This is a genomic window from Micromonospora sp. NPDC093277, assembly GCF_044765245.1.
Classification (GTDB): Bacteria; Actinomycetota; Actinomycetes; order Mycobacteriales; family Micromonosporaceae; genus Micromonospora.
Genome location: NZ_JBIWJO010000001.1, coordinates 797,739 through 823,764 on the forward strand (window position 1 = coordinate 797,739; position 26,026 = coordinate 823,764).

Annotated in this window: 24 protein-coding genes and 2 pseudogenes; 18 read left to right on the forward strand and 8 right to left on the reverse strand. The window is 72.2% G+C overall.

What is annotated here, in order from left to right; all coding sequences use genetic code 11:
• Positions 1-66: 66 nt before the first annotated feature.
• The 3 genes and pseudogenes from ACIRG9_RS03670 to ACIRG9_RS03680 all read left to right on the forward strand — a co-directional run bounded on the left by ACIRG9_RS03670 (position 67) and on the right by ACIRG9_RS03680 (position 2,463).
• Positions 67-996: a hypothetical protein gene (locus tag ACIRG9_RS03670; protein ID WP_402849573.1), complete on the forward strand. Its 930-nt coding sequence runs from the start codon at positions 67-69 to the stop codon at positions 994-996.
• A 137-nt stretch (positions 997-1,133) separates the two neighbouring features.
• Positions 1,134-1,745 (forward strand): annotated as a pseudogene (locus ACIRG9_RS03675) (GyrI-like domain-containing protein); the annotation flags it as partial.
• Positions 1,746-2,061: 316 nt separating this feature from the next.
• On the forward strand, positions 2,062-2,463 hold the full coding sequence (locus ACIRG9_RS03680) for an integrase (RefSeq protein WP_402849576.1): 402 nt from the start codon (positions 2,062-2,064) through the stop codon (positions 2,461-2,463).
• Between the two features lie 690 nt (positions 2,464-3,153).
• Here ACIRG9_RS03680 and ACIRG9_RS03685 read toward each other — a convergent pair.
• Both ACIRG9_RS03685 and ACIRG9_RS03690 read right to left on the reverse strand, forming a co-directional pair.
• The gene (locus ACIRG9_RS03685; protein ID WP_402849577.1) at positions 3,154-3,354 is read right to left on the reverse strand and encodes a DUF397 domain-containing protein; all 201 of its coding nucleotides are present in this window, start codon (positions 3,352-3,354) and stop codon (positions 3,154-3,156) included.
• Complete coding sequence (locus ACIRG9_RS03690; RefSeq protein WP_402849580.1) at positions 3,345-4,142, reverse strand: helix-turn-helix transcriptional regulator; 798 nt, start codon at positions 4,140-4,142, stop codon at positions 3,345-3,347. The genes ACIRG9_RS03685 and ACIRG9_RS03690 overlap by 10 nt, the downstream gene beginning before the upstream one ends.
• 228 nt (positions 4,143-4,370) lie before the next feature.
• Between ACIRG9_RS03690 and ACIRG9_RS03695 the strand changes: the two genes are divergently transcribed.
• From ACIRG9_RS03695 to ACIRG9_RS03740, 10 genes are all read left to right on the forward strand, one after another.
• Positions 4,371-4,595, forward strand: coding sequence for a hypothetical protein (locus ACIRG9_RS03695; RefSeq protein WP_402849583.1), 225 nt, complete (start codon positions 4,371-4,373; stop codon positions 4,593-4,595).
• A complete protein-coding gene (locus ACIRG9_RS03700; RefSeq protein ID WP_402849586.1) occupies positions 4,595-4,843 on the forward strand; it encodes a flavin reductase in 249 nt (82 codons plus the stop codon). Before ACIRG9_RS03695 ends, ACIRG9_RS03700 begins: the two co-directional genes overlap by 1 nt.
• A gap of 162 nt (positions 4,844-5,005) precedes the next feature.
• Complete coding sequence (locus ACIRG9_RS03705; RefSeq protein WP_402849589.1) at positions 5,006-6,571, forward strand: amino acid permease; 1,566 nt, start codon at positions 5,006-5,008, stop codon at positions 6,569-6,571.
• 68 nt (positions 6,572-6,639) lie between these two features.
• Positions 6,640-7,440 (forward strand): FadR/GntR family transcriptional regulator, encoded by an 801-nt coding sequence (locus tag ACIRG9_RS03710; protein ID WP_402849592.1) that lies wholly within the window; start codon positions 6,640-6,642, stop codon positions 7,438-7,440.
• Positions 7,441-7,504: 64 nt separating this feature from the next.
• Entirely contained in the window at positions 7,505-8,869 is a 1,365-nt protein-coding gene (locus ACIRG9_RS03715) for a glutamine synthetase family protein (RefSeq protein ID WP_402849595.1), read from the forward strand.
• Between the two features lie 108 nt (positions 8,870-8,977).
• Positions 8,978-10,333, forward strand: coding sequence for an aldehyde dehydrogenase family protein (locus ACIRG9_RS03720; protein ID WP_402849598.1), 1,356 nt, complete (start codon positions 8,978-8,980; stop codon positions 10,331-10,333).
• A gap of 1 nt (position 10,334) precedes the next feature.
• Positions 10,335-11,102, forward strand: coding sequence for a 3-oxoacyl-ACP reductase (locus ACIRG9_RS03725; protein ID WP_402849601.1), 768 nt, complete (start codon positions 10,335-10,337; stop codon positions 11,100-11,102).
• 188 nt (positions 11,103-11,290) lie between these two features.
• Entirely contained in the window at positions 11,291-12,016 is a 726-nt protein-coding gene (locus tag ACIRG9_RS03730) for a gamma-glutamyl-gamma-aminobutyrate hydrolase family protein (RefSeq protein WP_402849604.1), read from the forward strand.
• A complete protein-coding gene (gene map / locus ACIRG9_RS03735; RefSeq protein ID WP_402849607.1) occupies positions 12,013-12,870 on the forward strand; it encodes a type I methionyl aminopeptidase in 858 nt (285 codons plus the stop codon). Before ACIRG9_RS03730 ends, map begins: the two co-directional genes overlap by 4 nt.
• Positions 12,867-13,580, forward strand: a complete 714-nt coding sequence (locus ACIRG9_RS03740; RefSeq protein ID WP_402849610.1) for a VIT1/CCC1 transporter family protein — start codon at positions 12,867-12,869, stop codon at positions 13,578-13,580. The genes map and ACIRG9_RS03740 overlap by 4 nt, the downstream gene beginning before the upstream one ends.
• A 12-nt stretch (positions 13,581-13,592) precedes the next feature.
• Here the strand turns inward: ACIRG9_RS03740 and ACIRG9_RS03745 are convergent, their stop codons facing one another.
• The 6 genes from ACIRG9_RS03745 to ACIRG9_RS03770 form a co-directional block, all read right to left on the reverse strand.
• On the reverse strand, positions 13,593-14,330 hold the full coding sequence (locus ACIRG9_RS03745; RefSeq protein WP_402849613.1) for a nucleotidyltransferase domain-containing protein: 738 nt from the start codon (positions 14,328-14,330) through the stop codon (positions 13,593-13,595).
• 106 nt (positions 14,331-14,436) lie between these two features.
• Positions 14,437-17,130: an FtsX-like permease family protein gene (locus tag ACIRG9_RS03750; protein WP_402849615.1), complete on the reverse strand. Its 2,694-nt coding sequence runs from the start codon at positions 17,128-17,130 to the stop codon at positions 14,437-14,439.
• Positions 17,127-17,849: an ABC transporter ATP-binding protein gene (locus ACIRG9_RS03755; protein WP_402849617.1), complete on the reverse strand. Its 723-nt coding sequence runs from the start codon at positions 17,847-17,849 to the stop codon at positions 17,127-17,129. Before ACIRG9_RS03755 ends, ACIRG9_RS03750 begins: the two co-directional genes overlap by 4 nt.
• Before the next feature lie 55 nt (positions 17,850-17,904).
• On the reverse strand, positions 17,905-18,486 hold the full coding sequence (locus ACIRG9_RS03760) for a PadR family transcriptional regulator (RefSeq protein WP_402849619.1): 582 nt from the start codon (positions 18,484-18,486) through the stop codon (positions 17,905-17,907).
• Positions 18,487-18,556: 70 nt separating this feature from the next.
• A complete protein-coding gene (locus ACIRG9_RS03765) occupies positions 18,557-19,006 on the reverse strand; it encodes a ferritin-like domain-containing protein (protein ID WP_402849621.1) in 450 nt (149 codons plus the stop codon).
• Positions 19,003-19,446 (reverse strand): hypothetical protein, encoded by a 444-nt coding sequence (locus tag ACIRG9_RS03770; RefSeq protein WP_402850256.1) that lies wholly within the window; start codon positions 19,444-19,446, stop codon positions 19,003-19,005. Before ACIRG9_RS03770 ends, ACIRG9_RS03765 begins: the two co-directional genes overlap by 4 nt.
• Positions 19,447-19,677: 231 nt before the next feature.
• Here ACIRG9_RS03770 and rimP point away from each other — a divergent pair, with 231 nt between their 5' ends.
• The 5 genes and pseudogenes from rimP (at position 19,678) to ACIRG9_RS03795 (ending at position 26,020) form a co-directional block, all read left to right on the forward strand.
• Positions 19,678-20,361 (forward strand): ribosome maturation factor RimP, encoded by a 684-nt coding sequence (gene rimP / locus ACIRG9_RS03775; RefSeq protein ID WP_402849624.1) that lies wholly within the window; start codon positions 19,678-19,680, stop codon positions 20,359-20,361.
• On the forward strand, positions 20,358-21,401 hold the full coding sequence (gene nusA / locus ACIRG9_RS03780) for a transcription termination factor NusA (protein WP_402849626.1): 1,044 nt from the start codon (positions 20,358-20,360) through the stop codon (positions 21,399-21,401). Before rimP ends, nusA begins: the two co-directional genes overlap by 4 nt.
• 16 nt (positions 21,402-21,417) lie before the next feature.
• Positions 21,418-21,753 (forward strand): annotated as a pseudogene (locus tag ACIRG9_RS03785) (YlxR family protein).
• Positions 21,754-21,846: 93 nt separating this feature from the next.
• Positions 21,847-24,891 (forward strand): translation initiation factor IF-2, encoded by a 3,045-nt coding sequence (infB, locus tag ACIRG9_RS03790; RefSeq protein WP_402849629.1) that lies wholly within the window; start codon positions 21,847-21,849, stop codon positions 24,889-24,891.
• 76 nt (positions 24,892-24,967) lie between these two features.
• Entirely contained in the window at positions 24,968-26,020 is a 1,053-nt protein-coding gene (locus tag ACIRG9_RS03795) for a TRM11 family SAM-dependent methyltransferase (RefSeq protein WP_402849632.1), read from the forward strand.
• The last annotated feature ends 6 nt before the right edge of the window (positions 26,021-26,026 follow it).

Consider the following 26,026-nt stretch of genomic DNA (forward strand, 5'->3'; position numbering starts at 1 on the left):
CCGGCCGTCGGCTCAGGCTCGGGGTGGTGGCACCGGTGGCCGTCCTGGGTGGGCTGGGCCGCGAGCATGTCCAGCGCGCTGTACGGCTGTGCGGTGCTGGCGGCCGCGATCACGGGGCATCACGCCTTCATTGGCTTGGCGTACGCCGGATGGCCGGCGGCGGTCGTTCTGCTCGCTGGCGCGGTCGCCGCGGCTCTCACCATCACCGCACCGCGACAACGAAATCTCGGTCGCGCGGTATCCGTGGCCGCGTGGACGGTGGCTGGGCTCGCGTTGGCGGGCAGCTGCTGGGTGCTGCTCAGCATGATCGAGCTGGTGCTGACCGGCACGGTGCGCGATCGCGATGGACATAGCGACTGGTTGGTGTTCGGCGAACGGTTGGGCCTGGCTGTCGTCGGTGCGTTGTTCGTCGCCACCGCGTTGGCGTGGCAGCGGCGCCGGGCGGGGGTATGTCCTCGCTGCGGCAGGGCACACCCGCCACATTCGTCAGCTCGGTGGTACCCCGAACCGCATGCCGCGTCGCCGCGCGTACGCCGGATCGCCCTTGCGGGTTGTGGGGTCTTCCTGCCCTACCTGGTCCTCCACGGCCTGGGCGCGGCAGGTGTCGCCGGGATCGAGCCGGGCGGGTTCCGACCGACCTGGCAGGCGGTCGCCGGCGGGGTCGCCGGGGTCGGGCTCGCCATCTTTCTCCTGCTCGGACTTGTCCGGCCCTGGGGCATGGTCTTCCCACGCTGGACGCTCTGGCTGGCCGGCCGCCGGGTCCCGCGGTTCCTGCCGCTGACTCCGGTATGGCTCATCGCACCGACCTTGGCGCTCTACGGCACCGGGAGTCTCATCTACGCATTTTTCACCGAGTACGGCGTGCTGAGCCTGGGCGGAGCCGCCTCGATCGCGTTCGGCGGGTACGGCTGGGCGCTCGTTGTCGCGGCCGTCTCCTACCAGATCCGGACCAGGCCGTCCTGCGCACCGCGCCCCGTGGCACAGGGTGCCGACTGAGGTGGAGTGAACTTACCGATGTCGCTGCAACCGCGTACGGTGACGACCATGCCGCGATTCACCCGGGCGCGTCCAGTACCCGCTATGCCTGTTGCACGCAGAGAAGCAGTGGCTCGCCATGCGAACCCAGGTACCAGATGACGAACAAGGTTGACTTCAAGAAGACCCTCGACACCTACCAGGCGCCGCGGGGCCGGTTCCGGATCGTTGACGTGCCCGACATGCGATACCTCATGATCGATGGCCACGGCGACCCCAACACATCGCCCGCCTTCACGACGGCGGTCGAAGCGCTTTATCCGGTCGCGTACAAGCTGAAGTTCGCCAGCAAGACAGACCTCGGGCGCGACTACGTCGTTCCGCCCCTGGAGGGCCTGTGGCGGGCCGAGGACATGGATTCCTTCACGACGGCGCGGGACAAGTCGCGGTGGAACTGGACGTTGCTGCTCATGGTCCCGGACTGGATCGACCAGGCCATGTTCACCACCGCCGTCGAGCAAGCCGGGGTGAAGAACAAGTCAGCGCGTCTCGATGACGTCCGCCTGAAGACGCTGTCCGAGGGGAGGTGCGTGCAGACACTGCACGTCGGCTCCTTCGACGACGAAGCTGACGTACTCGCGCAAATGCATCACGAGTTCATCCCCGGCCAAGGGCTTCAGATGGTCGGCGATCACCACGAGATCTATCTCAGTGACTTCCGCAGAGTCGCCCCCGACAAGCAGCGCACCATTCTCAGACAGCCCGTCACCACCGAGGCCCCACCCGCGACAACCGCGTCGGCAGCGGCCAGCGGCGACCAAGCCTCTCGGATCGGCCTTGCCGACGTTACGTAGGCGGAGGCCAGTCCAGATCGGGAACTGACGGTGCCGATGCCTACTACAACCGGGAGTCCAGTGAGTCCACTGCCGGGCCAGATCGCCGCCGGTCGTAGCGCCAGCCCGGATGTCACCATCGGCAAGGTGCCCGAGCCACAGTACGGTCAGTGACGGCCCGTCGGCAGGGCCCCGCGTCCTATCGGGAAAGATCGATCGGGAGGTGACTCACGTGCGAACTCGACTACGGCAGTTGCGTATCGACGCGCGGACCTTCGTGTGGTGCGCGGAGATTGGTCACGTGCAGGGCAGCGGTGATTGCCACCGGTACATTCGTCTACGGGCCTGGGGCGGCGGGAAGACGAGCCAGGCCCTCCAGGCGGACCTGCTGTCGGCCGCGTGGGGATTGCCGTGGGGATGCGCGACCGACGTCTCCTATCCGACACCGGCCAACGTGCGAGCCGTTATCGGCTACGCCCTACGGCACGGGTGGCAGCCTGAGACGCGGGGTGGAACGTTCGTGTTGTCCGAGCACGAGCACGCAGCGGGATTCGCCTTGCCCGGTTTCCTGCTGACCGATCGGCTACGCACGCCGGAGAGCGGGGATCCTACGCTTCGAGTTGTCCGCGCCTACGAACGTCGTCAACAAGGATGATCATCCTTCACGCGGCTTCGCTACTGCGACGATTCCCGATAGGCCGAGTATCGGACCGTCCGCGACCACTGCGGCCAAAGGGGTAATGGAATACAGCCGACCGGTGCCTCGTAACCCGTTTCCACCTGCCTCTGACCATCGGACAGGAAAACAATCACGCGCGAACGCCCGGCGGCAAGGGTCTCGGTAACCCTGCCAGCGACAACAGATCGCACGATGGCCTCCAGAAGAAGAAGATCTTCGTCTTCGGACCCAAGCTCCCAACGGCCTCCGAACTCGCCAACCTGAAGGATGACCTCATCCCCGAAGTCTGCCCAGCCAACGGACCGGGCACCGGGACGACGCGGCCGTACGGCAACGTTTACGCCCCACCGCTCCTGGTCGATCGACACTTCGGCCACGTCTGCCAGTTCGTCGACGAGAGCTGACGCAAATCCCAAGGTCCGAGCCAACCTGACCGTCCCCCATCCAAGAAGTTGAATTGCTGGACGGTATCGCGTACGGTGACGAGCTCCCTGCGTCTGATCTCGCCTGGCGAACGGCGGTCATCGACGTTTCTGTTGTGGCCGAGAAGATGAGCGAGCTCTACCGTCCTGGATGACGTCTCCACCCTGACGACGGGCGCGTGATAACGGAATGGTCAGGTCCTCCTCCCTCGGGCGGGAGGACCTGATCGAGTGCTGCCGGGTGTCAGCCCACGGGGCCGATCTGCTTCGCCAGATCGACGAACGACCGCCACGAAGAGGGGTTGAACTGGAGGGCGCCGCCTTCCCGATCCTTGGTGTCGCGCACCAGCACCACATCCGGCAGGTTGTCGGCGACCTCTACGCATGACCCGCCGTTGCCGCCGGACCTGGTCGACTTCCGCCACTGCGGGGCCATCACGTCCATGACTTCGCCACTTCCTTGATCAACTCGAATGACTGCCGGCGGGGGAGCGCCTCGCTGCGCACGATCTCCCACGTCTTGGCCAGCTTAGCGATGTCGGCTTGTGCATCGACGATCTGCGCGCTGAGCTGGTTGTCCGCATGAGCCACGCGCGCGCCGTCGGGCAACTCGGCGATGATGAACTGCCCGGCCAGGCCCAGGTACATCCCAGCATCCACGGGCACCACGTGCACCTGGATATGTTCCCGCCTCGCCTGCGCAAGGAGATGTTCAAGCTGTTCGGCCATCAGTCCCGGCTGGTCGAGCACCGGTCGGCGGAGTATTGCTTCATCCAGGACGGCGATGAACTGTGGGGGGCGCTCGCGCTCCAGGACCGCCTGGCGATCGAGCCGGGAAGCCACCGCCTGGTCGACATCCTTCGGGCCGAACCGGCCGCCAGCCAGTGTGGCGCGAGCGTAGCGTTCGGTCTGAAGTAGGCCGGGGATATAGGCCAGCTCAAACCAGCGCAGCGTGGCTGCTTCGCGCTCGAACTCGATCCACTCGCGTAACCAGGCGGGCGTGGTGTCAAGCTTTCCGAGCTCACGCAGCATGCGGCCGAAGCGTCCCCCGGTTTGGTGGCTGTCGTCGACAGCCTTCATGTACTCGCTGGTCGGCGGCCGGCCGCCGGTTTCCACCGAGCTGACATGGGACCCGGAGTAGCCGATCGTCCTGCCGAAGTCGTCCTGGCTCAGACCGAGGGCGGCCCGGAACAGACGTAGTTCACCCAATACGTAGTTGGTAGCGGTTCCCATCGATCCCCCAACTCCTGCTCAGTTCTGCCCGGCGGTTGCTCATAGCCGCCCATCTGCTGGCTCGACCTGCGCGGATGAGCCGAGCGCATATCGACGGTAGTGGCGTCCTAACCAGACTGTCACCTAAGCGGACCGGCTCGGCGCAGAAAGGCGTGGGGTGGGTCCCAGCGCGGGGTCGCCCCGCACCCGATCGTGGGGCGGCCCCCTCCAAAGGACGAGGAGGACGATGTGCGTACCCGTTGGTTCTGGTGCCGCACCAGGGCGCTGCCGATGCTGCCGAAGCGCGAGCCGGGCAACAACCTGCCGGCGTGGATGCGGGAGCCGACCCGGGTGTTTCCCACGCTCCAGCCTGGCCGCCCGGGCCGGTTGACGCCGGGCCAGGAGTGGCGGGGCGAACGGGGGCCGCTGGTGACCGGCGAGGGGGCCTGCGCCGCTGCCCGGGGGATGCGGTGATGGGCCGCCGGGTGATCCCGCACCTGCCGACGCGTCCGCTCTGGCGGTGCCGCAACTGTGGCGCGGAGTGGCCGTGCCAGCCGGCCCGGTTGTCGCTGCTCGTCGAGTATCGGGGAAACCGGACGGCGTTGTTGCTCTACCTCGGTGGGTTGATGGCCGAGGCTCGGGAACAGCTTGCGCAGCTCAGCCCGGACCACGCCCCGGATCTGCACCACCGTTTCATCGCTTGGGCGCGGGCCCGCGACTGATGGTGTCGACGTCCGAACGAGTGATCGGCTGGCCGGGTCAATGGTCTGGTCCTGGCCGGATTTTCGGCCGATCTGCATTGACCTCGATCAGGGTGTGGGCTCATCATCCCGTCAGGCGGTGACGCAGGTCACAGTCTTCACCCCCGCCCAAGGGAGACACCGATGAGCTCAACGATCGAGGACGGAGTAACCCCATCTTCCGCTGTGTCTGACGAGGAACGGCTCGCGCAGCTGGGATACAAGCAGGAGCTACGCCGCAAACTGTCCGGCTTCTCCAACTTTGCGGTCTCGTTCTCCATCATTTCCATCCTGGCCGGCGCGATCACGTCGTACGGCATCGCCATGACGGCGGGCGGTCCGCTGGCGATCACCCTGGGCTGGCTCTTCGTCGGCGTCATGGTGATCTTCGTCGCGCTGGCCATGGCCGAGATCTGCTCGGTCTATCCCACCGCCGGGGCCCTCTACTGGTGGGCCGCCGCGCTCGCCAGACGTAACAAGGCGGTCTGGGCGTGGTTCGTCGGCTGGTTCAACTTCCTGGGCGAGGTGGCGGTGACCGCCGCCATCGACTTCGGTGCGGCGATCACCACCTCCGCCTTCCTGAGCCTCGCCTTCGACCTGGAGGTGACCGCGGGACGCACCTTCCTGATCTTCCTGGCGATCATCGTCGCGCACGGCCTGCTCAACACCTTCGGCGTCAACCTCGTACGGCTGCTCTCCGACATCAGCGCCTGGTGGCATCTCGTCGGCGTGGCGGTCATCGTCGTCGCCCTCGCGTTCGTGCCCGACCAGCACAAGCCGATCTCCGAGGTCTTCCTGGAAGTGCGCAACGAGACCGGCTTCAGCTTCGCCGGCGCGGCCGGCTACGCGGTGCTCATCGGTCTGCTGATGGCGCAGTACACCTACACCGGCTACGACGCCAGCGCCCACGTGGCGGAGGAGACCCACGACGCGGCCCGCTCCGCGCCCCGCGGCATCGTGGCGTCGGTCGTGGTCTCGGTCATCGCCGGCTTCGTGCTCCTCTTCGCCATCACCTGGTCCATCCAGGACTATGACGCCGAGCGGACGACCGCGCTGGGCCTGCCCCCGGCGCAGATCTTCATCGACGCGGTGGGCCACGACCTCGGTACGTTCCTGCTCTTCATCTGCGTGGTCGCCCAATTCTTCTGCGGCATGGCCTCGGTAACGGCGAACTCCCGGATGACCTACGCGTTCAGCCGGGACGGCGCGCTACCCGGTTCCCGGATCTGGAAGCGGGTCAACCCGCGTACGGGCACGCCGACCAACTCGATCTGGCTCTGCGTCACCTGCTCGACGGTGCTCGTCCTGCCGTCGCTCTGGAACACCACCGCATACCTGGCGGCCACCTCCATCGCGGTGATCGGCCTCTACATCGCGTACGTGGCCCCGGTGTTCCTGCGCCGGCGTACGCCGGACTTCCAGGTCGGGCCGTGGAACCTGGGTCGGTGGAGCGCGCCGGTCGGGTGGATCGCCGTCGTCTGGGTCCTGGTCATCTGCGTGCTGTTCGTGCTGCCGACCGGCAGCCCCATCACCGCCAGCACGTTCAACTACACGATCGTCGCGGTCGGCGTCGTGCTCGGCGGAGCCTGGCTCTGGTGGGTGCTCAGCGCCCGGCGCTGGTTCACCGGCCCCCGCCACAACGTGCCGGACCCGGCGATCCCGAAGCCGGCGACGGGCGCGGAGCCCGTCACCGAGCCGGCCGCCGAGTAGGTTGCCCGGGAGGCGGGTGCTCCGATGGGTGCCCGCCATCCGGACGGACGGTGGGAAGGGAACGGTCGATGCCGAACGATGCCGGGACTGCCGTGCGGGGCGCCGCCGCCGGAGGGCCGAGCGGTGCCGGGGCATCGACGCCGGACGCCGTACCGGCCTTCCCGGTGTGGCGCCCGGTGCGCGGCGGCAACGCCTTCGAGATCACCGTCGCCCGGCTCGTCCAGGCGATCAAGCTGGGCCTGGTACGGGTCGGCGAGCGGCTGCCCGCGGAGCGGGAACTGGCCGAGCGGCTGCGGGTCAGCCGGGTGACCCTGCGGGAGGCGATAGCGGCGTTACGCGACGCCGGCTACCTGGAATCGCGGCGCGGTCGTACCGGTGGGACCTTCGTCCGCTCGGCGCTGCCGGTCTCCGGTGCCGGCGGACGTCCCGACGCGGGCGAGTTGGCTCGCGAGATGGGCGACCGGCTGCCCGACGCGCTCGACTTCCGGCGCGTACTCGAATCGGGTGCGGCCGGGCTGGCCGCCAACCGCAGCCTGCCGGCGGTCGAGCGGCAGGCCCTGGTCGCCGCCCTGGCCGCCTCCCGCGACCGCGATCCGGCCAACCGCCGGGTCGCGGACTCCCGGCTGCACCTGGCGGTCGCCGCGGCCAGCGGCTGCCCGTCGCTGGCCGCGGCCGTGGCCGACGTGCAGCTGACCCTCGACCGGCTGCTCGCCGCCATCCCGGTGATCCCCCGAAACCTCGACCACTCCGACGTCCAGCACACCCGGGTCGTCGACGCGATCCTGGCCGGCGATCCGAACGCCGCCCGGCTGGTGATGGAGGAGCACTGCGACGCCACGGCGGAACTGCTGCGCGGTCTGCTCGGGTGAGCCGGTCCACCCATTGACGGATTCAAAGGTTCGGTAGTAGACCTTTCCCATGGAGGGCGCGCCGATGAGGACAGCACCACTCACGCTGGAACAGCTCCGGGTCGCCGTCGGCGACGGCGAGATCGACACGGTGGTGCTGGCCCTGACCGACATGCAGGGCCGGCTCCAGGGCAAGCGGTTCCACGCGCCCTACTTCCTCGACCAGGTGGTCGCGCACGGCAGCGAGGGCTGCAACTACCTGCTCGCCGTCGACGTGGACATGAACACCGTCGACGGGTACGCGATGTCGAGCTGGGCCCGCGGCTACGGCGACTTCGCGATGAGGCCCGACCTGGTGACCCTGCGCCCGGTGCCGTGGCAGCCGGGGACCGCGCTGCTCCTCGCCGACCTGGAGTGGCTGGACGGCACCGGCCCGGTCGTCGCCTCGCCCCGGCAGATCCTGCGCCGGCAGCTCGACCGGCTCGCCGGGCACGGACTCACCGCGTACGCCGGGACCGAGCTGGAGTTCGTGCTCTACCGCGACTCGTACGAGGAGGCGTGGCGGCGCGGCTACCGCGACCTGACCCCGGCCAACCAGTACAACGTGGACTACTCGCTGCTCGGCACCGCCCGGGTGGAGCCGCTGCTACGCCGGATCCGCACCGAGATGGCCGGCGCGGGACTGACCCCGGAGAGCGCCAAGGGCGAATGCAACCTCGGCCAGCACGAGATCGCCTTCCGCTACGACGAGGCACTGGCCTGCGCCGACCACCACGTGATCTACAAGAACGGGGCGAAGGAGATCGCCGCCCAGGAGGGCATGTCGATCACCTTCATGGCCAAGCCGAACGCGCGGGAGGGCAACTCCTGCCACATCCACTTCTCGCTGCGCGACGCGTCCGGGGCGTCCGCCATCCTCGGCGACGGGCCGGCGCAGCTCAGCGTCACCGGGCAGCGGGTGGCGGCCGGGCTGCTCGCCACCATGCGCGAGTTCAGCCTCTTCTCCGCCCCGAACGTCAACTCCTACAAGCGCTACCAGCCCGGCTCGTTCGCCCCGACCGCGCTGCGCTGGGGCATCGACAACCGCACCTGCGCGCTGCGGCTGGTCGGGCACGGCCAGGGCATGCGGGTGGAGAACCGGGCGCCCGGCGCGGACGTCAACCCGTACCTGGCGATCGCCGCGCTGGTCGCCGGGGCGGTGCACGGCATCGAGCGGGAGCTGCCCCTGGAGCCGGAGTGCACCGGCAACGCGTACGACGACGGGGCGGCGGCGCGTGTGCCGGGGACGCTGCGCGACGCGCTCGCCCTCTGGGAGTCCTCCGAACTGGCCAAGGAAGCCTTCACCCCCGAGGTCGTCACCCACTACGCCAACCAGGCCCGCGTCGAGCTGACCGCCTTCGACGCCGCCGTCACCGACTGGGAACTGACCCGTGGCTTCGAACGCCTCTAACCCGTCATCGCGCCGTCGATCATGGACTTGTGGCGCCTGGTTCGCAGCGGTTTGGGTGCTTTGTGCGGTGCCACAACTCCATGATCGGCGAGAAGGAGGGGAGGGGTCGTGACGGAGGTGCGGAACCCGGCTACCGGGGAGGTGCTGGGGGAGATTGCGGGCACCCCGCTCGCAGAGGTGGATGCGGCGATTGGGCGGGCGGCCGGGGCGTATGAGGGGTGGCGGAACGTCGCGGCGGGGGAGCGCGGGCGGGTGTTGCGGCGGTTCGCGGCGGTGGTGGACGCGCACATCGAGGAGCTGGCGCTGCTGGAGGTGCGCAACTCCGGGCACACCATCGGCAACGCGCGCTGGGAGGCGGGCAACGTCCGGGACGTCCTGGACTACTACGCGGGCGCGCCGGAGCGGCTGACCGGACGGCAGATCCCGGTGCCCGGCGGACTCGACGTCACCTTCCACGAGCCGCTCGGCGTGGTCGGGGTGATCGTGCCGTGGAACTTCCCGATGCCCATCGCCGGCTGGGGCTTCGCGCCCGCGCTGGCGGCCGGCAACACCGTGGTGCTCAAGCCGGCCGAGCTGACCCCGCTCACCGCGCTGCGCCTGGCCGAGCTGGCCCTGGAGGCCGGGCTGCCCGAGGGCGTGTTCACCGTGCTGCCCGGCAAGGGGAGCGTGGTGGGGGAACGGTTCGTCACCCACCCGGCGGTGCGCAAGGTCTGCTTCACCGGCTCCACTGAGGTCGGTACCCGGATCATGGCGGGCTGCGCGGCCCAGGTGAAGCGGGTGACCCTGGAGCTGGGCGGCAAGTCCGCGAACCTGGTCTTCGCCGACGCCGACCTCCAGAAGGCGGCGGCCACCGCGCCGTACGCGGTCTTCGACAACGCCGGCCAGGACTGCTGCGCCCGCTCCCGGATCCTGGTCCAGCGCCCGGTGTACGACCGCTTCCTCGAACTGCTCGAACCGGCCGTGCGCGCGTTCCGGGTCGAGAACCCGGCCGCCGAGACCGCCGAGATGGGCCCGCTGATCTCCGCCGGGCACCGGGACCGGGTCGCCGGGTACGTCGACGGGGCGAAGGTGGCCTTCACCGGCTCCCACCCCGACGGCCCCGGCTTCTGGTATGCCCCGACGGTGCTGCTCGCCGGCTCCCCGGCCGACCGGCACTGGCGCGAGGAGATCTTCGGCCCGGTCGTCTCGGTGCTGCCGTTCGACGACGAGGCGGACGCGATCCGGCTCGCCAACGACACCGAGTACGGCCTCTCCGGCTCGATCTGGACCCGGGACGTCGGCCGGGCGGTCCGGGTGGCCCGAGGGGTGGAGTCGGGCAACCTCAGCGTCAACTCGCACTCCTCGGTGCGCTACTGGACCCCGTTCGGCGGGATGAAGCGTTCCGGCCTCGGCCGGGAGCTGGGCCCGGACGCGCTGCACGCCTTCACCGATGTCAAGAACGTGTTCATCAGCACGGAGGAGTGAGATGCAGGGTCGTTTGACGGACCGGGTGGCCGTGGTGACCGGGGCGGGCAGCGGGATCGGGCTGGCCACCGTACGGCGGTTCGCCGCCGAGGGGGCCAGGGTGGTCTGCGTCGACATCGACGCCGATGCCGGGCGGCGGGCCGCCGACGAGGTGGGCGGTGAGTTCGTCGCCTGCGACGTGGCCGACGAGGCGTCGGTGCGGGACCTCTTCGACGGGGTGGCCGAGCGGCACGGCCGGGTCGACGTGGCGTTCAACAACGCCGGCATCTCCCCGCCGGACGACGACTCCATCCTGGACACCGGCCTGGACGCCTGGGAGCGGGTGCTGCGGGTCAACACGACCAGCGTCTACCTCTGCTGCAAGCACGCCATCCCGCACATGCGCCGGCAGGGCAAGGGCTCGATCATCAACACCGCCTCGTTCGTCGCGCTGATGGGGGCGGCGACGTCGCAGATCGCGTACACGGCGAGCAAGGGCGGGGTGCTGGCGATGACCCGGGAGCTGGGCGTGCAGTTCGCCCGGGAGGGCATCCGGGTCAACGCGCTCTGCCCCGGCCCGGTCGCCACGCCCCTGCTGCTGGAGCTGTTCGCCAAGGACCCGGAGCGGGCCGCCCGCCGCCTCGTGCACGTGCCGATGGGCCGGTTCGGCAACCCGGAGGAGATCGCCGCCGCGGTGGCCTTCCTGGCCAGCGACGACGCCTCCTTCATGACCGCCGCGCAGTTCGTGGTCGACGGCGGCATCACCGCCGCCTACGTCACACCACTGTGAGCGTGAGGAGTGAGCCGGGTCTGCGAGCCCCGCAGTCGCGAACGGAGACTGGCTCGGTGAGCGTGAGGAGCGAGCCGGGTCTGCGAGCCCCGCAGTCGCGAACGGAGACTGGCTCGGTGAGCGTGAGGAGTGAGCCGGGTCTGCGAGCCCTGCAGTCGCGAACGGAGAGTGGCCCGGTGAGGCGGCCGGTGATCGGAATCACCGCGTACGTCGAGCCGGCCGGCTGGGCGGTGTGGCGGGACGTCCCGGCGGCGCTGGTGCCGCAGGCGTACGTCCGGGCGGTGACCGCCTCCGGCGGCCGGGCCGTGGTGCTGCCCCCGGACGACACGGACGCGGACGTGGTGCGGATCCTCGACGGGCTGCTGCTGGCCGGCGGTGCCGACGTCGGACCGGAGCGGTACGGCCAGCCGCCCGGCCCGCGTACCCGGAGCCGGCCGGACCGGGACGCCGGCGAGCTCGCCCTGCTGGCCGCCGCGCTCGCCGCCGACCTGCCGGTGCTCGGGGTGTGCCGCGGGATGCAGCTCCTCGCGGTCGCGCACGGCGGCACGCTGCACCAGCACCTGCCGGAGGTGGTCGGCCACGAGGGGCACTGCCCGTCCCCCGGGGAGTACGGCGCCCACCCGGTCCGGTTCGCCGCGGGCAGCCTGGCCGGGACGGTGCTGGCCGGGGTGGACCGGGTCAACTCGTACCACCATCAGGGGGTGGCCGACCCGGGGAGGCTGACCGCCTCCGGCTGGGCCGACGACGGGGTGCTGGAGGCGGTCGAGGACCCTGGGCGGCGCTTCCTGCTCGGGGTGCAGTGGCATCCGGAGAACGACGCCGATCCCCGCCCGATCACGGCACTGGTCCGGGCCGCCGGCCGGCCGGGCCGTGGCGGGGATCACCCGGTGGGCGGCGATAGGCTGTGGTCATGACTGTCCGTGCGCCGCTGACCCCAGGCACGCTCTCCCCGTGGCGAGCGGTGCCCGCCCACATCCCGCGCCCCGAGTACGTGGGCAAGAAGCGTCCGCAGGAGTGGCGGGGCTCGCACGTGCAGACCCCCGAGACCATCGAGAAGATGCGGATCGCCGGCCGGCTCGCGGCCCAGGCCACCCAGCTCGCCGGTGAGCACTGCAAGCCGGGGGTGACCACCGACGAGATCGACAAGGTGGTCCACGAGTTCCTCTGCGACCACGGCGCCTACCCGTCGACGCTGGGCTACAAGGGCTTCCCGAAGTCCTGCTGCACCAGCCTCAACGAGGTTGTCTGCCACGGCATCCCGGACACCACGGTGCTTGAGGACGGCGACATCATCAACGTCGACGTGACCGCGTACATCGGCGGGGTGCACGGCGACACCGACGCCACGTTCTGCGTGGGCGAGGCGAGCGAGGAGGCCCGCCTGCTGGTCGAGCGGACCCACACGGCGATGATGCGCGGCATCAAGTCGGTCGCCCCGGGCCGGCAGATCAACGTGATCGGCCGGGTCATCGAGTCGTACGCCAAGCGGTTCGGCTACGGGGTGGTCCGCGACTTCACCGGCCACGGCATCGGCGAGTCCTTCCACAGTGGCCTCTACGTGCCGCACTACGACAGCCCCCGCCCGACCGACGTGATGGAGCCGGGCATGACGTTCACCATCGAGCCGATGATCACCCTCGGCACCTACCAGTACGACATGTGGGACGACGGCTGGACGGTGGTGACGAAGGACCGCAAATGGACGGCCCAGTTCGAGCACACCATCGTCGTGACCGACGACGGCTACGAGATCCTGACCCTGCCGTGACCGACACCCCCGCCGCGCTCCGTGAGGCCCACCACGCGGACGTGTCCGGCGGCTGGCTGCGGCCGGCCGTGTTCGGCGCGATGGACGGCCTGGTCACCAACATCGCCCTGATCGCCGGCGTCGGCGGCGGTGGCGTCTCGCCGCGCAGCATCGTGCTCACCGGCGCCGCCGGGCTGGTCGCCGGCGCCATCTCCATGGGGCTGGGGGAGTACACCAGCGTCCGGTCCGCCAACGAGCAGGTGGCCGCGGAGGTGGCCAAGGAACGGCGCGAGCTGGAACGGCACCCGGAGGCGGAGGCCCGCGAGCTGGCCGAGGCGTGGGTCCGCCGGGGGCTGCCCCGGGACCTGGCCGTGCAGGTGGCCGAGGCGGTACGGGCCAACCCGGAGGAGGCGCTGCGGATGCACGTACGGGAGGAGCTGGGCGTCGACCTCGACGACCAGCCGAGCCCGTGGGCGGCGGCGATATCCTCGTTCGTCTGTTTCTCTGTTGGCGCGCTGGTGCCGCTGCTGACGTACCTGCTCGGCTTCACCAGCCTCTGGCTGGCGCTCGGCGTCGGCGGGGTGGGGCTCTTCGCGGCCGGTGCGATCGTGGCCCGGTTCACCTACCGCGCCTGGTGGTCCAGCGGCCTGCGGCAGCTTCTGCTCGGTGGTCTGGCCGCCGTCGCGACCTACTTCATCGGCTCGCTGATCGGGGTGTCCGGCCTCGGCTGACAGTCGGTGGCGTCAGGTGGTGAGGAGGTCGTCGACGGTGCCGTCGACCGGGCGGCCCCGGGCGGCCAGTTCCTCGGCCTGGCGGGCCAGCACCGTGCCCACCTCGGTCATGTCCGCGCCGGCCAGCCCGGTACGCCGTACCGCGTCCCCCGGGTTGCGGAAGTAGGTGCGGCTGAGCAGCCCCTGCACCGTGGCCGCGGCCAGCCGCGCCTCGCCGAGCATGAGCAGCGCCTGATCGGTCTCGTACCACTCGGCGAGCCGGAGCGCCCGGGCGTGCGCCGCGCTGCCCCGGTACCACGCCCGCCGGGCGGCGGTGCTGAACTCGGCGGGCCGGGCCCGGGCCAGCCGGGCCAGGTGCTCGTCGCGCAGGGAGCGCAGCCAACCGGTCGGGTCGTGCAGTGCCCGGGTGGTGACGTACCGGTCGGCGGTCAGCGGCCAGAGCGGGCCGATCGTGCGGGCCTGCCCCAGGTAGTCGTCCGCCCCGGCGACGGTGAGGTCGACCAGCACCCCGTCCACCCGCCGGGTCGCCGGTGGCGGCCCGCCGCCCGGCCGGTACGTGACCAGCAGCAGCCCCACCTCGCTGTCTCCGCCGCCGTCGTCGTCGCCGTGTGCGAGGGGCCCGTGCACCGCGACCGCGAGGATGTCGGCCGGAAACCGGCGCAGCGCCGCGTCGCGTACCCGCTCGGCGACCCGCCATCGCGGATCGTCGCGATATCGCTCGGTCTCCGCGTAGGCGTCACTGGCGTCCACGGTCCACCTCCGTTCCACCCGTCGCTCCCCGATGAGTGGAACTCCCGCAAGCGTGGATAGTTACCGTTCGGGTGGAACGGCAACTGTCGTGGCACCGAGCGGGGGCTCAGTCGAGGCGGCGTTCGATCGGGAGTCGGGAGCGGGTGAGCAGGCCCGCGCCGAGCATGGCCACCAGCGGGACGACAACCAGCACCGCGAGGGTCAGGCCGGGCACCGCGAACGGGTACGGGTCCTGGACCGGCCATGACTGCGCGTACCGGCGGTTCAGGGAGGTCAGGATGATGACCGCCGAGCCGAGGCCGGCCAGGATGCCGAGCACCGAGCCGAGCCCGGCGATCACCCCCGCCTGGCAGAGCGACAACACCCGGCGTACCCGGGGGTCGGCGCCGACCGCGGCCAGGGTGGACAGGTCCCGGCGGCCCTCGGCGGCGGCGAGGCCGGTGGCCACCCCGGCCGCGCCCACGGTGATCACGCCGGAGGCGCCCGCCAGCAGGAGCAGCAGGGGCCGCTGGTCACCGCTCGGCGGCCCGTTCTCCACCAGGACCGTGAGCCGGGCCTGGGACAGCTCGGCGATGAGCCGCTTCTGCTGGTCGGCGGTGGGCGGGGTCGGCGTGTCGACCAGGTAGCCGAACTGCTCGCCGACGAGGCCGACCGCGGCCGCCGCCGGCGCGGAGAGGACGAGCCGGTCGACGGGGAGCCCGCCGCGCAGCACGTAACCGGGCAGCGTGGCGCTGGCCGCCGGGCTGCCGGCGCTGTGGGTGACGGTGATCGTCACTCGACCGTCCACCACCTGACGCGGATCGGTGACCACCGCCCCGCCCGCCCGGAGCACCCGGGTCGCGGCGGCGATCTCCTCCGCCGGTGCCCCGGTGAGCCCGGGCAGCGCCGCTCCGTCGTCCAGTAACGGTGGCAGATAGAGGTTGGTCGGATTGCGGAACGGCGTGGCGCAACGTGGGTCGGCCCGCGCCTCGGCCTGGGCGGCGCCGACCGTCTCCGCCGGCTCGTACGGGCAGCGCAGCTCCGGCGGCAGCACGGTGGTCGGGGCGCAGTAGTCCTCCGGGGACGCGGGCCGGGCGCAGACCAGGTCGGCGAGCGGGACGACCGCGGTGGCCGGCAGCACGGCCCGGATCCGCCGCGCGATCTCGTCAACCGACGGTTGGGGGCTGGTTCCCGGCGCGTCCATGCCTGCCAGCAGGACCTGCCCCGGCGGGAGGCCCGGTTGCCACTGCGTGTGCTGCCGGGCGTCCGCGCTGGCCAGGTAGGCACCGATGGCCACGCTGCCGGCGACCGCCGCCATCACGGCGGAGATGGCCGGCGCGGCCGAGGAACGGTTGCGGCTGGCGTCGCGCAACGCGAGCCGGGGCGCCAGCGGCAGCAGCCGTCCCGCCCGGGCGAGCAGCCCGATCAGCGTCGGGGTGCAGAAGACCAGGCCCAGTTCGCCGAGGACGATCCCGGCCAGGACGACGGTCGGGCTGGCCCGGGTGGCGCCGAACGCGGCGAGGGCGGTGCCGGTCCCGGTGAGCAGCACCCCGAGCACCAGCCAGCGGGGGCGGTGCCTGGGCGGATTGCGCCGACCGGCGAGGCCGGCCACCACGTCCTGCCGGGCGGCGGTCCACGCCGGGGCCAGCGCGGCCAGCAGCCCGGCCAGCACCGCCACCGCGGCGATCGCGGCGAGGGCGGCCGGGAAGACCCGGTATCCGCCGAGGCGGGAGTGCACCAGGTAGTGCTCGACGAGCGGCCGGCCGGCGAACGCCGCGCCGACCCCGAGCAGCATCCCGAGCGCCGCCCCGCCGGCGCCGAGCACCACGCCGTCGGCGAGCACGATCCGGCGCAGGTGACCGGCGTCCCCGCCGGCCGCCGCGACCAGGGCCAGGTCCCGGCGACGCCGGCGTACGCCGACCGCGAAGGCCGGGCCGACCAGCAGCACCACCTCCAGCAGACCGAGCCCGCCGACCAGCAGCATGTTGCCGGCCTCTTCCGGGTCGGGCAGCCCCGGGCCGGTGGCGATCTCGTCCCGCCCGGGCAGCGGGGCTCGGGCGGTCACCACGATCCCGTGCTCGTTGAGCCGGTCCACCAGCGCCCCGTCCACCGGCCCGGGCAGGTCCACCAGCCAGCTCTCGTCGGGCGGGTCGGTCGGCCCGGCCGGCGTGTCCGGGTGCAGCGCCACCACCTCGTTCAGGTTGTCCGGGAACTCCACCACGCCGACCACCGTGTACGTCGCGCCGTCGACCGTGTGCACCGGTTCGCCGAGGCGTACGCCGAGCCGGCGGAGCGCCGCCGGGCTGACCGCGATCTCGTCGGGGGCGGTGGGCCGCCGGCCGCCGCGCAGTGCCGCGAGGGGGCGGGTGAGCGGGTCGGTGAGGTCGACGGCCCGCGTCTCGAACGAGACGAACCGGCCGTCGATCCGTACCTGGAACTGAACCCACCGGCGGAGCCGGGTGACCCGGCTGCCGGCGGGCAGCAGCGCGCGGACCTCGTCGGCGGTCACCGGCCGGGTCCGTGTCACCGGGTCGCCCCCGACCGACCAGGAGTTGTCCCCCCACGCGTCCTGCTGGATCGCGTTCACATCCGTCCAGCGCAGCTCGGCGTCGGCCGCGCCGAGCCGGCGGTCCAGCTGTTCCGCCTGGCTGAGCTCCGCCATGTCCCAGGTCGCCGCGGTGCAGCTCAGCACCAGCACGGGCAGCGCGATCGTCGCCAGCACCAGCGCGGTACGACCGCGCGCCCGGCGGGCCTCACGGTGGGCGATCCGCAGCGCGGCCCGCCACGAGCCGACCGTGGCGGCCAGCCGGCCCCGGCTCACCGCCCGCTGCCGGCGAGCAGCTGCTCGACGCCGGGCAGCGGCGCCGTCGAGTCCACCAGCACCCCGTCCCGGAGGAACACCACCCGGTCCGCCCAGCCGGCGTGCCGCGCCTCGTGGGTGACCAGCACCCCCGCCGCGCCGGCGTCGACCCGGCGGCGCAGCAGGTGCAGCACCGCCTCGCCGGCCTGGGAGTCGAGCGCCCCGGTGGGTTCGTCGGCGAGGACCAGCCGGCGCTCGCCGACCAGCGCCCGGGCGATCGCCACCCGCTGCTGCTGGCCGCCGGACATCTGGTCCGGGAACCGGCCGCCCAGCGCGGCCACCCCCACCTCGTCCAGTGCGGCCCCGGCCGCCCTGCGGGCCGTACGGACCCCGGCGCCGTCGAGTTCCAGGGGCAATGCCACGTTCTCCAGCGCGGTGAGACTGCCGAGCAGGTTCAGATCCTGGAAGACGTACCCGATCCGGCGGCGGCGCAGCCGGGCCAGCTCTCGCGCGGTGAGGCCGCCGAACGATTCCCCCTCGACCAGCACCTCACCCGTGGTGGGGCGGTCCAGCCCGCCGGCGAGTGCCAGCAGCGTCGACTTGCCGGAGCCCGACGGGCCCATCACCGCCACCAGTTCGCCGGCCCGGACGGTGAGGCTGACCCCGCACAGCGCGTGCACGGCCGCCTCGCCGGCACCGTGGGTGCGGGACACGTCCCGCAGCTCCAGCACCTCGCTCACGGCACCATCTTTGTTCGCGGCTGCGGGGCTCGCAGACCCGGCTCACTCCTCGCGCTCACCGGTGGGCCTCCTCGTCGGCCCGGTCCACCGCCCCGCCGGGTACGGGTGGCCGGCTCGGGGCGGGGCGGTAGCGGACCAGGCTGGTCTCGCAGTGGTCCAGCCAGCGGATCTCTGCCTCGGCCTGGAAGATCATCGCGTCCAGCACCAGGCGCCAGGGCAGGTCCTCCGGCTTGTCGCTGGCGTACTTCAACCGGGTCAACTCCTGCAGCCCGCGCATGGTCGCGCTGCGTTGGGTCTGCACCACCGTGCGGACGTCCACTCCGGGGGTGGTGAGGGCCAGCGCCAGCTTGATCGACAGTTCGTCCCGGGGGCGGTCGGCGTGGCTGATCGGGGTGGCGAACCAGAGGGCCAGGTCCGTCCGCCCGGCGTCGGTGATCTCGTACGGCCGCTGCCCGCCGTCGCTCTCCGGCAGCGAGCGGACCAGGCCGTCGCGTTCCAGTCGGGCGAGGGTGGTGTAGACCTGCCCGATGTTCAGCGGCCAGGTCGAGCCGGTCGACTCCTCGAACGCGGCGCGCAGTTGGTAGCCGTACATCTGGCCGCGTTCGAGCAACGCGAGCAGGCCGTGACGGATGGACATGGCGAGGAGTATGCATACCTGGTATGCGGGCCGCAACCGCAGTGCTGCGCCGAGTGACCGATACCTCGGCTCAGGCCGGCCGACCGGGGAACGGGACGGTGATCGGAGTCACCCCGGCGGTGCGCCGCCAGCGGGTGGCGCGTAGCGCGCAGTCGGTCAGCGCCGCCAGGGCCTGGTTCCGGTCCGCCCCGGTGGTGTGCGGCAGGGCCGCCCGCCAGTGACCGGCCGTCCGCTCCTCGATCTCCACCGCCAGCTTGAGCGCGCTCGCCTTGTCGGTCACCGGGTACGGCAGCGCGTACCCGGCCTGGTCGGCGGGGACCGGGGTGCCGCCCTCGCTCAGCTGCAGCACGAGGGCGTCCCGGCGGGTCCGGTGGGCCGCCTCGGCGGAGCGGGCGGCGGTCTGGGCCGCGTTGGCGAGGTGCACGCCGATCACCCCGTACGCCCAGATGGCGGCGTACTCGGCGGCGAGCGCGTCGGTCAGCGCCTGGGCCGGCCCGGTCGATGCGGTACGGGGGGTCACTTCAGCGCCTCCAGGTGGGTCGCCCGGGCGGCGGCGATCGAGCCGAGCAGCGCGGCCCGCTCGCCCGGCGCGGCGGCGCACGCCTTGGCGGCGTTCTCCCGGGCCGGCTGCTCCGCCTGCCGCAGCTCGGCCAGCAGGCCCTGCGGATCGGTGGCCGTCACGGTCGGGCTGCCGGCGGGCGTACCCGACGGGGCGGGCCGGCCGATCACCTTGCGCAGCTCGGCGGCGTGCGCCTGGTGGGCGTCGGCGATCGGGGTGAGCCGGTCGGCCAGCGTCGAGGCGGCGGCGATGGCGGCCCGGTACCGGCCCTCCAGCTCGGCGGCCTCGGCCGCGAGCGGCTCCAGGGGGTCCGGCGCCGGCGTCTTGTCGTCGAAAAGACCACAGCCGGCCAGCGGTACGGCGGCGCCGCCGAGGGTCACCAGCGCTCCGGCGCGCAGCAGGTTTCGCCGGGAATGTCCCGGTGCTCCGGTGCGCTGTGTTGTTCTGCCTGTCCCCACTCGGACAAGTCAACACCATCTCCGTCGGCTTGTGGGCCAGTGGCGTCGGTGCGCCGCCCGGCCCGTCGTCCGGGCCGCGCGTTACGCTCTGCACAGCCACCGGGCGCGTCCGCCCCGGTGGCGTGCCGGCATGGCGGGCCGAACGGCCCGTTTGACAGCGAAAGGGTGCACCAGATGACGCAGCGTGGCCGTGCCACCAGGCCGACGGGGCCCTCCGGGCGACCCCGCCGGGCCGACGGGCCCCGTGTCGGGGACCGGGTCGGCGCGCCCCGCGGCGACCTGGGCGCGCGTCGGGCCCGGCTGCGTGAGGTGATCGAGCCGGTGGTCACCGCCGCCGGGTACGACCTGGAGGACCTCTCCGTCTCCCGCGCCGGCCGGCGGCACGTGGTCCGCGTGATCGTGGACGCCGACGGCGGGATCAGCCTGGACGCCGTCGCGGACGTCTCCCGGGCGGTCTCCGCCGCGCTCGACGCGGCCGAGGAGGCCGGCGGTGACATCGTCGCCGGCGAGTACCAGCTCGAGGTCAGCTCGCCGGGGGTGGACCGGCCGCTCACCCTGCCCCGGCACTGGCGGCGTAACGTCGGCCGGCTGGTCAAGGTGACCGTGCGCGGCGGGGCGGGCGTGCCCGAGCAGCGGACCACGGCGGACCGCCAGCTCACCGGCCGGGTGGTCGAGGCCGACGACGAGCGCGTGGTGCTGGAGACCGACGCCGGCCGCACGGCACACCCGTACGCCGAGCTCGCACCCGGCCGGGTCCAGGTGGAGTTCAGCCGCCTGGACGAACTGGCCGGCGACGAGGCCGGCGAGGACATCGACGACATCGACGACGAAGATGATGTGGAGGACGAGGAGAGGTGAACATCGACCTCGCGGCGCTGCGCGCACTCGAGCGCGAGCGGGAGATCCCGTTCGACACGATCCTCGCGGCGATCGAGACCGCGCTGCTGACCGCCTACCGGCACACCGACGGCGCCGAGCCGCACGCCCGGGTGGAGATCGACCGCAAGACCGGGGCCGCCTCGGTGTACGCCCAGGAGCAGGACGCCGAGGGCGCGGTGCTGCGGGAGTGGGACGACACCCCGCACGACTTCGGCCGGATCGCGGCCATGACCGCCAAGCAGGTGATCCTCCAGCGGCTGCGGGAGGCCACCGACGAGGTGCACTTCGGCGAGTACGTGGGCCGCGACGGCGACCTGGTCACCGGCGTGGTGCAGGCGCACGAGGCCCGCAAGGAGAAGGGCATCGTCAGCGTCGACCTGGGCAAGCTGGAGGGCGTCCTGCCCCAGTCCGAGCAGGTCCCGGGCGAGCGGTACGACCACGGCGAGCGGATCCGCTGCGTCGTGGTGCACGTGGCCAAGGGAATGCGCGGGCCGCAGATCACGTTGTCCCGGTCGCACCCGGCGCTGGTGAAGAAGCTCTTCGCGCTGGAGGTGCCGGAGATCGCCGACGGCACGGTGGAGATCGGCGCGATCGCCCGTGAGGCAGGTCACCGTACGAAGATCGCGGTGCGTTCGACCGCGCCGGGGGTCAACGCCAAGGGCGCCTGCATCGGCCCGATGGGCCAGCGGGTCCGCGCGGTGATGAGCGAGCTGCACGGTGAGAAGATCGACATCATCGACTGGTCGGACGACCCGGCCACGTTCGTCGGCAACGCGCTCTCCCCGGCCAAGGCGCTGCGGGTCGAGGTGGTCGACCTGGCCAGCCGGACCGCGCGGGTGACCGTGCCGGACTTCCAGCTCTCGCTCGCCATCGGCCGGGAAGGGCAGAACGCCCGGCTCGCGGCCCGGTTGACCGGTTGGCGGATCGACATCCGTTCCGACGCGGAGCAGGCCGACACGGGTGGCCGGAGCGGGGCTGATCACGTACCCGAGCCGGGCGGCGCGATCTCAAGCAGCTAGGGGTAGACTTCCTCCAGTGGCACGACGCGCGCTGCCGGAGCGCACCTGTGTGGGCTGCCGGAATCGAGCGCCAGCCAGCGAGTTGTTGCGGATTGTCGCGGTCGGTGACGGAGCTGATCACTTCAGCCTTCGGCCCGATGCGGCCCGCAGACTGCCGGGTCGGGGAGCAAACATGCACCCGGATCCGGCCTGCTTCGCGCAAGCGGTGCGGCGCCGCGCCTTCGGGCGGGCACTGCGCATCGCCGGGGTCATCGATCACGGCATGCTGGCGGAGCACGTTGACGCCGCCAAACCCGACGACCGGTCAACCCGACCGGTCGCGGTCGCTAGCAAGGTAGGACGACCGACATGAGCACACGATGAAGTCCCAGAAATGACCAGGCTTCAAGTGCACGAGTGAGGTCGCTGCGGGTGCTGCCCGCACGACCTCGGAGTGAGGAGTGCAGTGGCAGGAAAGGCCCGCGTACACGAGCTCGCCAAGGAGCTCGGGGTCGAAAGTAAGACCGTTCTCGCCAAGCTCAAGGAGATGGGCGAGTTCGTTAAGTCCGCGTCCAGCACCGTCGAGGCGCCCGTCGCCCGACGGCTGCGTGGCGCCTTCGTCGCGTCCGCCGGTGGCACCTCGGCACCGGCCGCGCCGGCGCCGGCCGCCCCAGCGGCGGCAGCCCCGAGCCAGACCCCGACCCCGACCCCGACGCCGTCCCCGACCCCGGGCGCTCCCCGGGTCTCGGCCAAGCCGATGCCGCCCCGGCGCCCGGCTGCGCCGACCCCTGGACCGAAGCCCAAGGGTCCGGTCCCCGGCCCGCCGCAGCCGGCGACCCCGGCCGCCAAGCCGGCGAGCGCGCACGACATCGAGGTGGCGGCCGCCGAGGCGCGCGCCGCCGCCCTCAAGGCTGAGCAGGAGGCCGCGGTCAAGGCCGCGCAGGCCGCCCGCCAGCAGCAGCGGGAGAACGTTCGCCGGGAGCCCCCGGCGGAGGGTGGTCCCCGTCCGGGTCCGCGTCCGGCTCCGAACGCGGTGCCGCCGCGTCCGGGTAGCCCGGCCGCCGGCCGTCCCGGTGGCCCGACCCCAGGCCCGGGTGCCCGGCCGGGCGGTCGTCCGCCGGCGCGCGGCGCCGGCAACAACCCGTTCGGCATCCAGGGTGGCCAGCAGCAGCGGCCGCCGGCCGCCGGTGCCGGCGGTCCCCGTCCGAGCCCGGCCGGCATGCCGCCGCGGCCCAGCCCGGCCTCCATGCCGCCGCGGCCCAGCCCGGCCTCCATGCCGAGCCAGCGCCCCACCACGGGTCGCCCTGGCGGCCCCGGTGGCGGTCGTGGCGGTCCCGGTGGCGGCGCGGGTCGCCCCGGCGGCGGTGGCGGTGGCTACCGCGGCGGCCCCGGTGGTGGCGGCGGTGGCGGTGGCGGTGGCTACCGCGGCGGCCCCGGTGGTGGCGGCGGTGGCGGTGGCGGTGGCTACCGCGGCGGTCCCGGTGGCGGTGGCGGCGGTGGTGCTCCCGGCGGTGGTTTCCGTCCGGGCGCCCCGGCCGGCGGTGGTGGTCGTCCGGGTGGCGGCGGTCGTGGCCGTGGCGGCGGCGCCGCGGGTGCCTTCGGGCGTCCGGGTGGCCGGCCGACCCGAGGCCGCAAGTCCAAGAAGCAGCGCAGACAGGAGTTCGACAACCTGTCGGCCCCGACCATGTCCTCGGGTGCTCCCCGGGGCCAGGGTCAGGTCATCCGGTTGTCCCGTGGCGCCTCGCTGTCGGACTTCGCCGACAAGATCAACGCCAACCCGGGTTCGCTGGTCCAGGAGATGTTCAACCTGGGCGAGATGGTGACCGCGACCCAGTCGTGCTCCGACGACACCCTGCTGCTGCTGGGTGAGCACCTCGGCTTCGACGTGCAGATCGTCAGCCCGGAGGACGAGGATCGCGAGCTGCTCGCGCAGTTCAACATCGACCTCGACGCGGAGGTCTCGGAGGACCGCCTGGTCAGCCGGCCGCCGGTGGTGACCGTCATGGGTCACGTCGACCACGGTAAGACCAAGCTGCTCGACGCGATCCGCAAGGCGAACGTCGTGGCCGGCGAGGCGGGTGGCATCACCCAGCACATCGGCGCGTACCAGGTCCGCGTTCCGCACGACGGCGTGGACCGGGCGATCACCTTCATCGACACCCCGGGTCACGAGGCGTTCACCGCCATGCGTGCCCGTGGTGCCCAGGTCACGGACATCGTGATCCTGGTGGTCGCGGCCGACGACGGCGTGATGCCTCAGACCATCGAGGCGCTCAACCACGCCAAGGCGGCGGACGTGCCGATCGTGGTCGCGGTCAACAAGGTCGACAAGCCGGAGGCCAACCCGGACAAGGTCCGCCAGCAGCTGACCGAGTACGGCCTGGTCGCCGAGGAGTACGGCGGCGAGACCATGTTCGTCAACGTGGCCGCGAAGCCCGGCATCGGCATCGAGGAACTCCTCGAGGCCGTGCTGCTGACCGCCGACGCGTCGCTGGAGCTGACCGCTCCGATCGACGGGCCGGCGCAGGGTGTCGCGATCGAGGCGCACCTCGACAAGGGGCGCGGTTCGGTGGCGACGGTGCTGGTGCAGAAGGGCACCCTGCGGGCCGGCGACTCGATCGTCGCCGGTGGGGCGCACGGCCGGGTCCGGGCCATGCTGGACGAGAACGGCAAGCCGGTCGACGAGGCCGGCCCGGCGCGTCCGGTCATGGTGCTGGGTCTGACCACGGTGCCGGGTGCGGGTGACACCTTCCTGGCCGCCGAGGACGACCGGACCGTGCGGCAGATCGCCGAGCAGCGGCAGGCGCGACGGCGGGCGGCGGCGTTCGCCAACTCCCGTGGCCGGGCCACCCTCGAGACGCTCATGGAGCAGCTCAAGGAGGGCGAGAAGACCTCGCTCAACCTGGTGCTCAAGGGCGACGGCTCCGGTTCCGTGGAGGCCCTCGAGGACGCGCTGTTCAACCTCGACATCCCGGAGGAGGTCCAGCTTCGGATCATCCACCGGGGCGTGGGTGCGATCACCGAGAGCGACGTCATGCTCGCGAGCGCCTCGTCCGAGGCGGTCACGATCATCGGCTTCAACGTGCGGGCCGCCAACAAGGTTCGCGAGATCGCCGACCGCGAGGGCGTGGAGATCCGGTACTACACCGTCATCTACCAGGCCATCGAGGAGATCGACGCCGCGCTCAAGGGCCTGCTCAAGCCGGAGTACGAGGAGGTCGAGCTGGGGAGCGCGGAGATCCGCGACATCTTCCGCTCGTCCAAGATCGGCAACATCTCCGGTTGTATCGTCCGGTCCGGCATCATGCGCCGCAACGCCAAGGCGCGGCTGCTGCGGGACGGGGCGGTCGTGGCGGACAACCTCACGATCAGCTCGCTCAAGCGGTTCAAGGACGACGCGACGGAGGTCCGCGAGGGCTTCGAGTGTGGTCTGACGCTGGCCGGTTTCAACAACGTCCAGGTCGGCGACATCATCGAGACCTTCGAGATGCGGGAGAAGCCGCGCACCTGAGCGGCATGAACGACCGACGGCCGGGGCCCCTGGGTCCCGGCCGTCGCCGTCCGCGCGTACTGCGACAATCTCCGGCGTGCTCAGGTACGCGCTGCTCCTCGCCCCCTCCACCAACCGGGTCTACGCCGACGCGGCCGGCCGGCTGGCCCGCGCCGAACTGGCGGCCTTCGCCGGCTCGGGGGTGCTCGCCGCGGCACCCGGCGACATCGGGGTGGAGCGGATCGGCGGGGTGGAGTACCTGACCTTCACCGCGGCCGAGCCGGGGCCTCGCACCCGGGACCTGGCGTACCTGGCCAACCTGTCGGCGGCGTACGCGCTGTTCGAGAGGGTGGGCGACGACCTGCTCCGGCCGGTGCCGCTGCACCCCCTCGCCCGGTACGACTCCGACCTGATCACCATCCCGAAGTACGCCGGCAAGACCAACGAGCAGTTCACCCGACTGCTGCTCAACGTCACCCTGCTGGCCTCCGCCTCGGCCGGCGACATGCTGGACCGGCAGCTCGTGGTGCTGGACCCGCTCTGCGGCCGGGGCACCACGCTCAACCAGGCGCTGATGTACGGCTACGACGGCATCGGCGTCGAGCACGACGGTAGGGACGTCGACGCGTACGCGGCGTTTCTGCGTACCTGGCTGCGCCGCAAGCGGCTCAAGCACACCGCGGAGACGGTGCCGGTACGCCGGGACCGCAAGCTCGTCGCCCGGCGGTTCGAGGCGGTGCTCGCGCCGTCCCGGGACGAGCACCGGGCCGGGGCGACCCAGCGGGTCACCGTGCTGCACACCGACACCACCCGGGCCCGGGAGGTGCTCCGGCCGGCCTGCGCCGACGTGATCGTCGCCGACGCCCCCTACGGGGTGGCACACGGCAGCCGTACCGGTCACGGGCTGTCCCGCAGCCCGCTGGACCTGCTCGGCGCGGCCGTGCCGGTCTGGCGGGAGCTGCTGCGCCCCGGCGGAGCGCTGGGCCTGTCCTGGAACACCCTGGTGGCCCCGCGGGCGGCGGCCGAGGCGGTGCTGGCCGGGGCCGGCCTGCGGGTGGTGGACGGGCCCGGCTACCGGGATCTCGCGCACCGGGTCGATCAGGCGATCGACCGGGACATCCTGGTGGCGGTGGCAACAGAAAGCGGGTGACCGGGG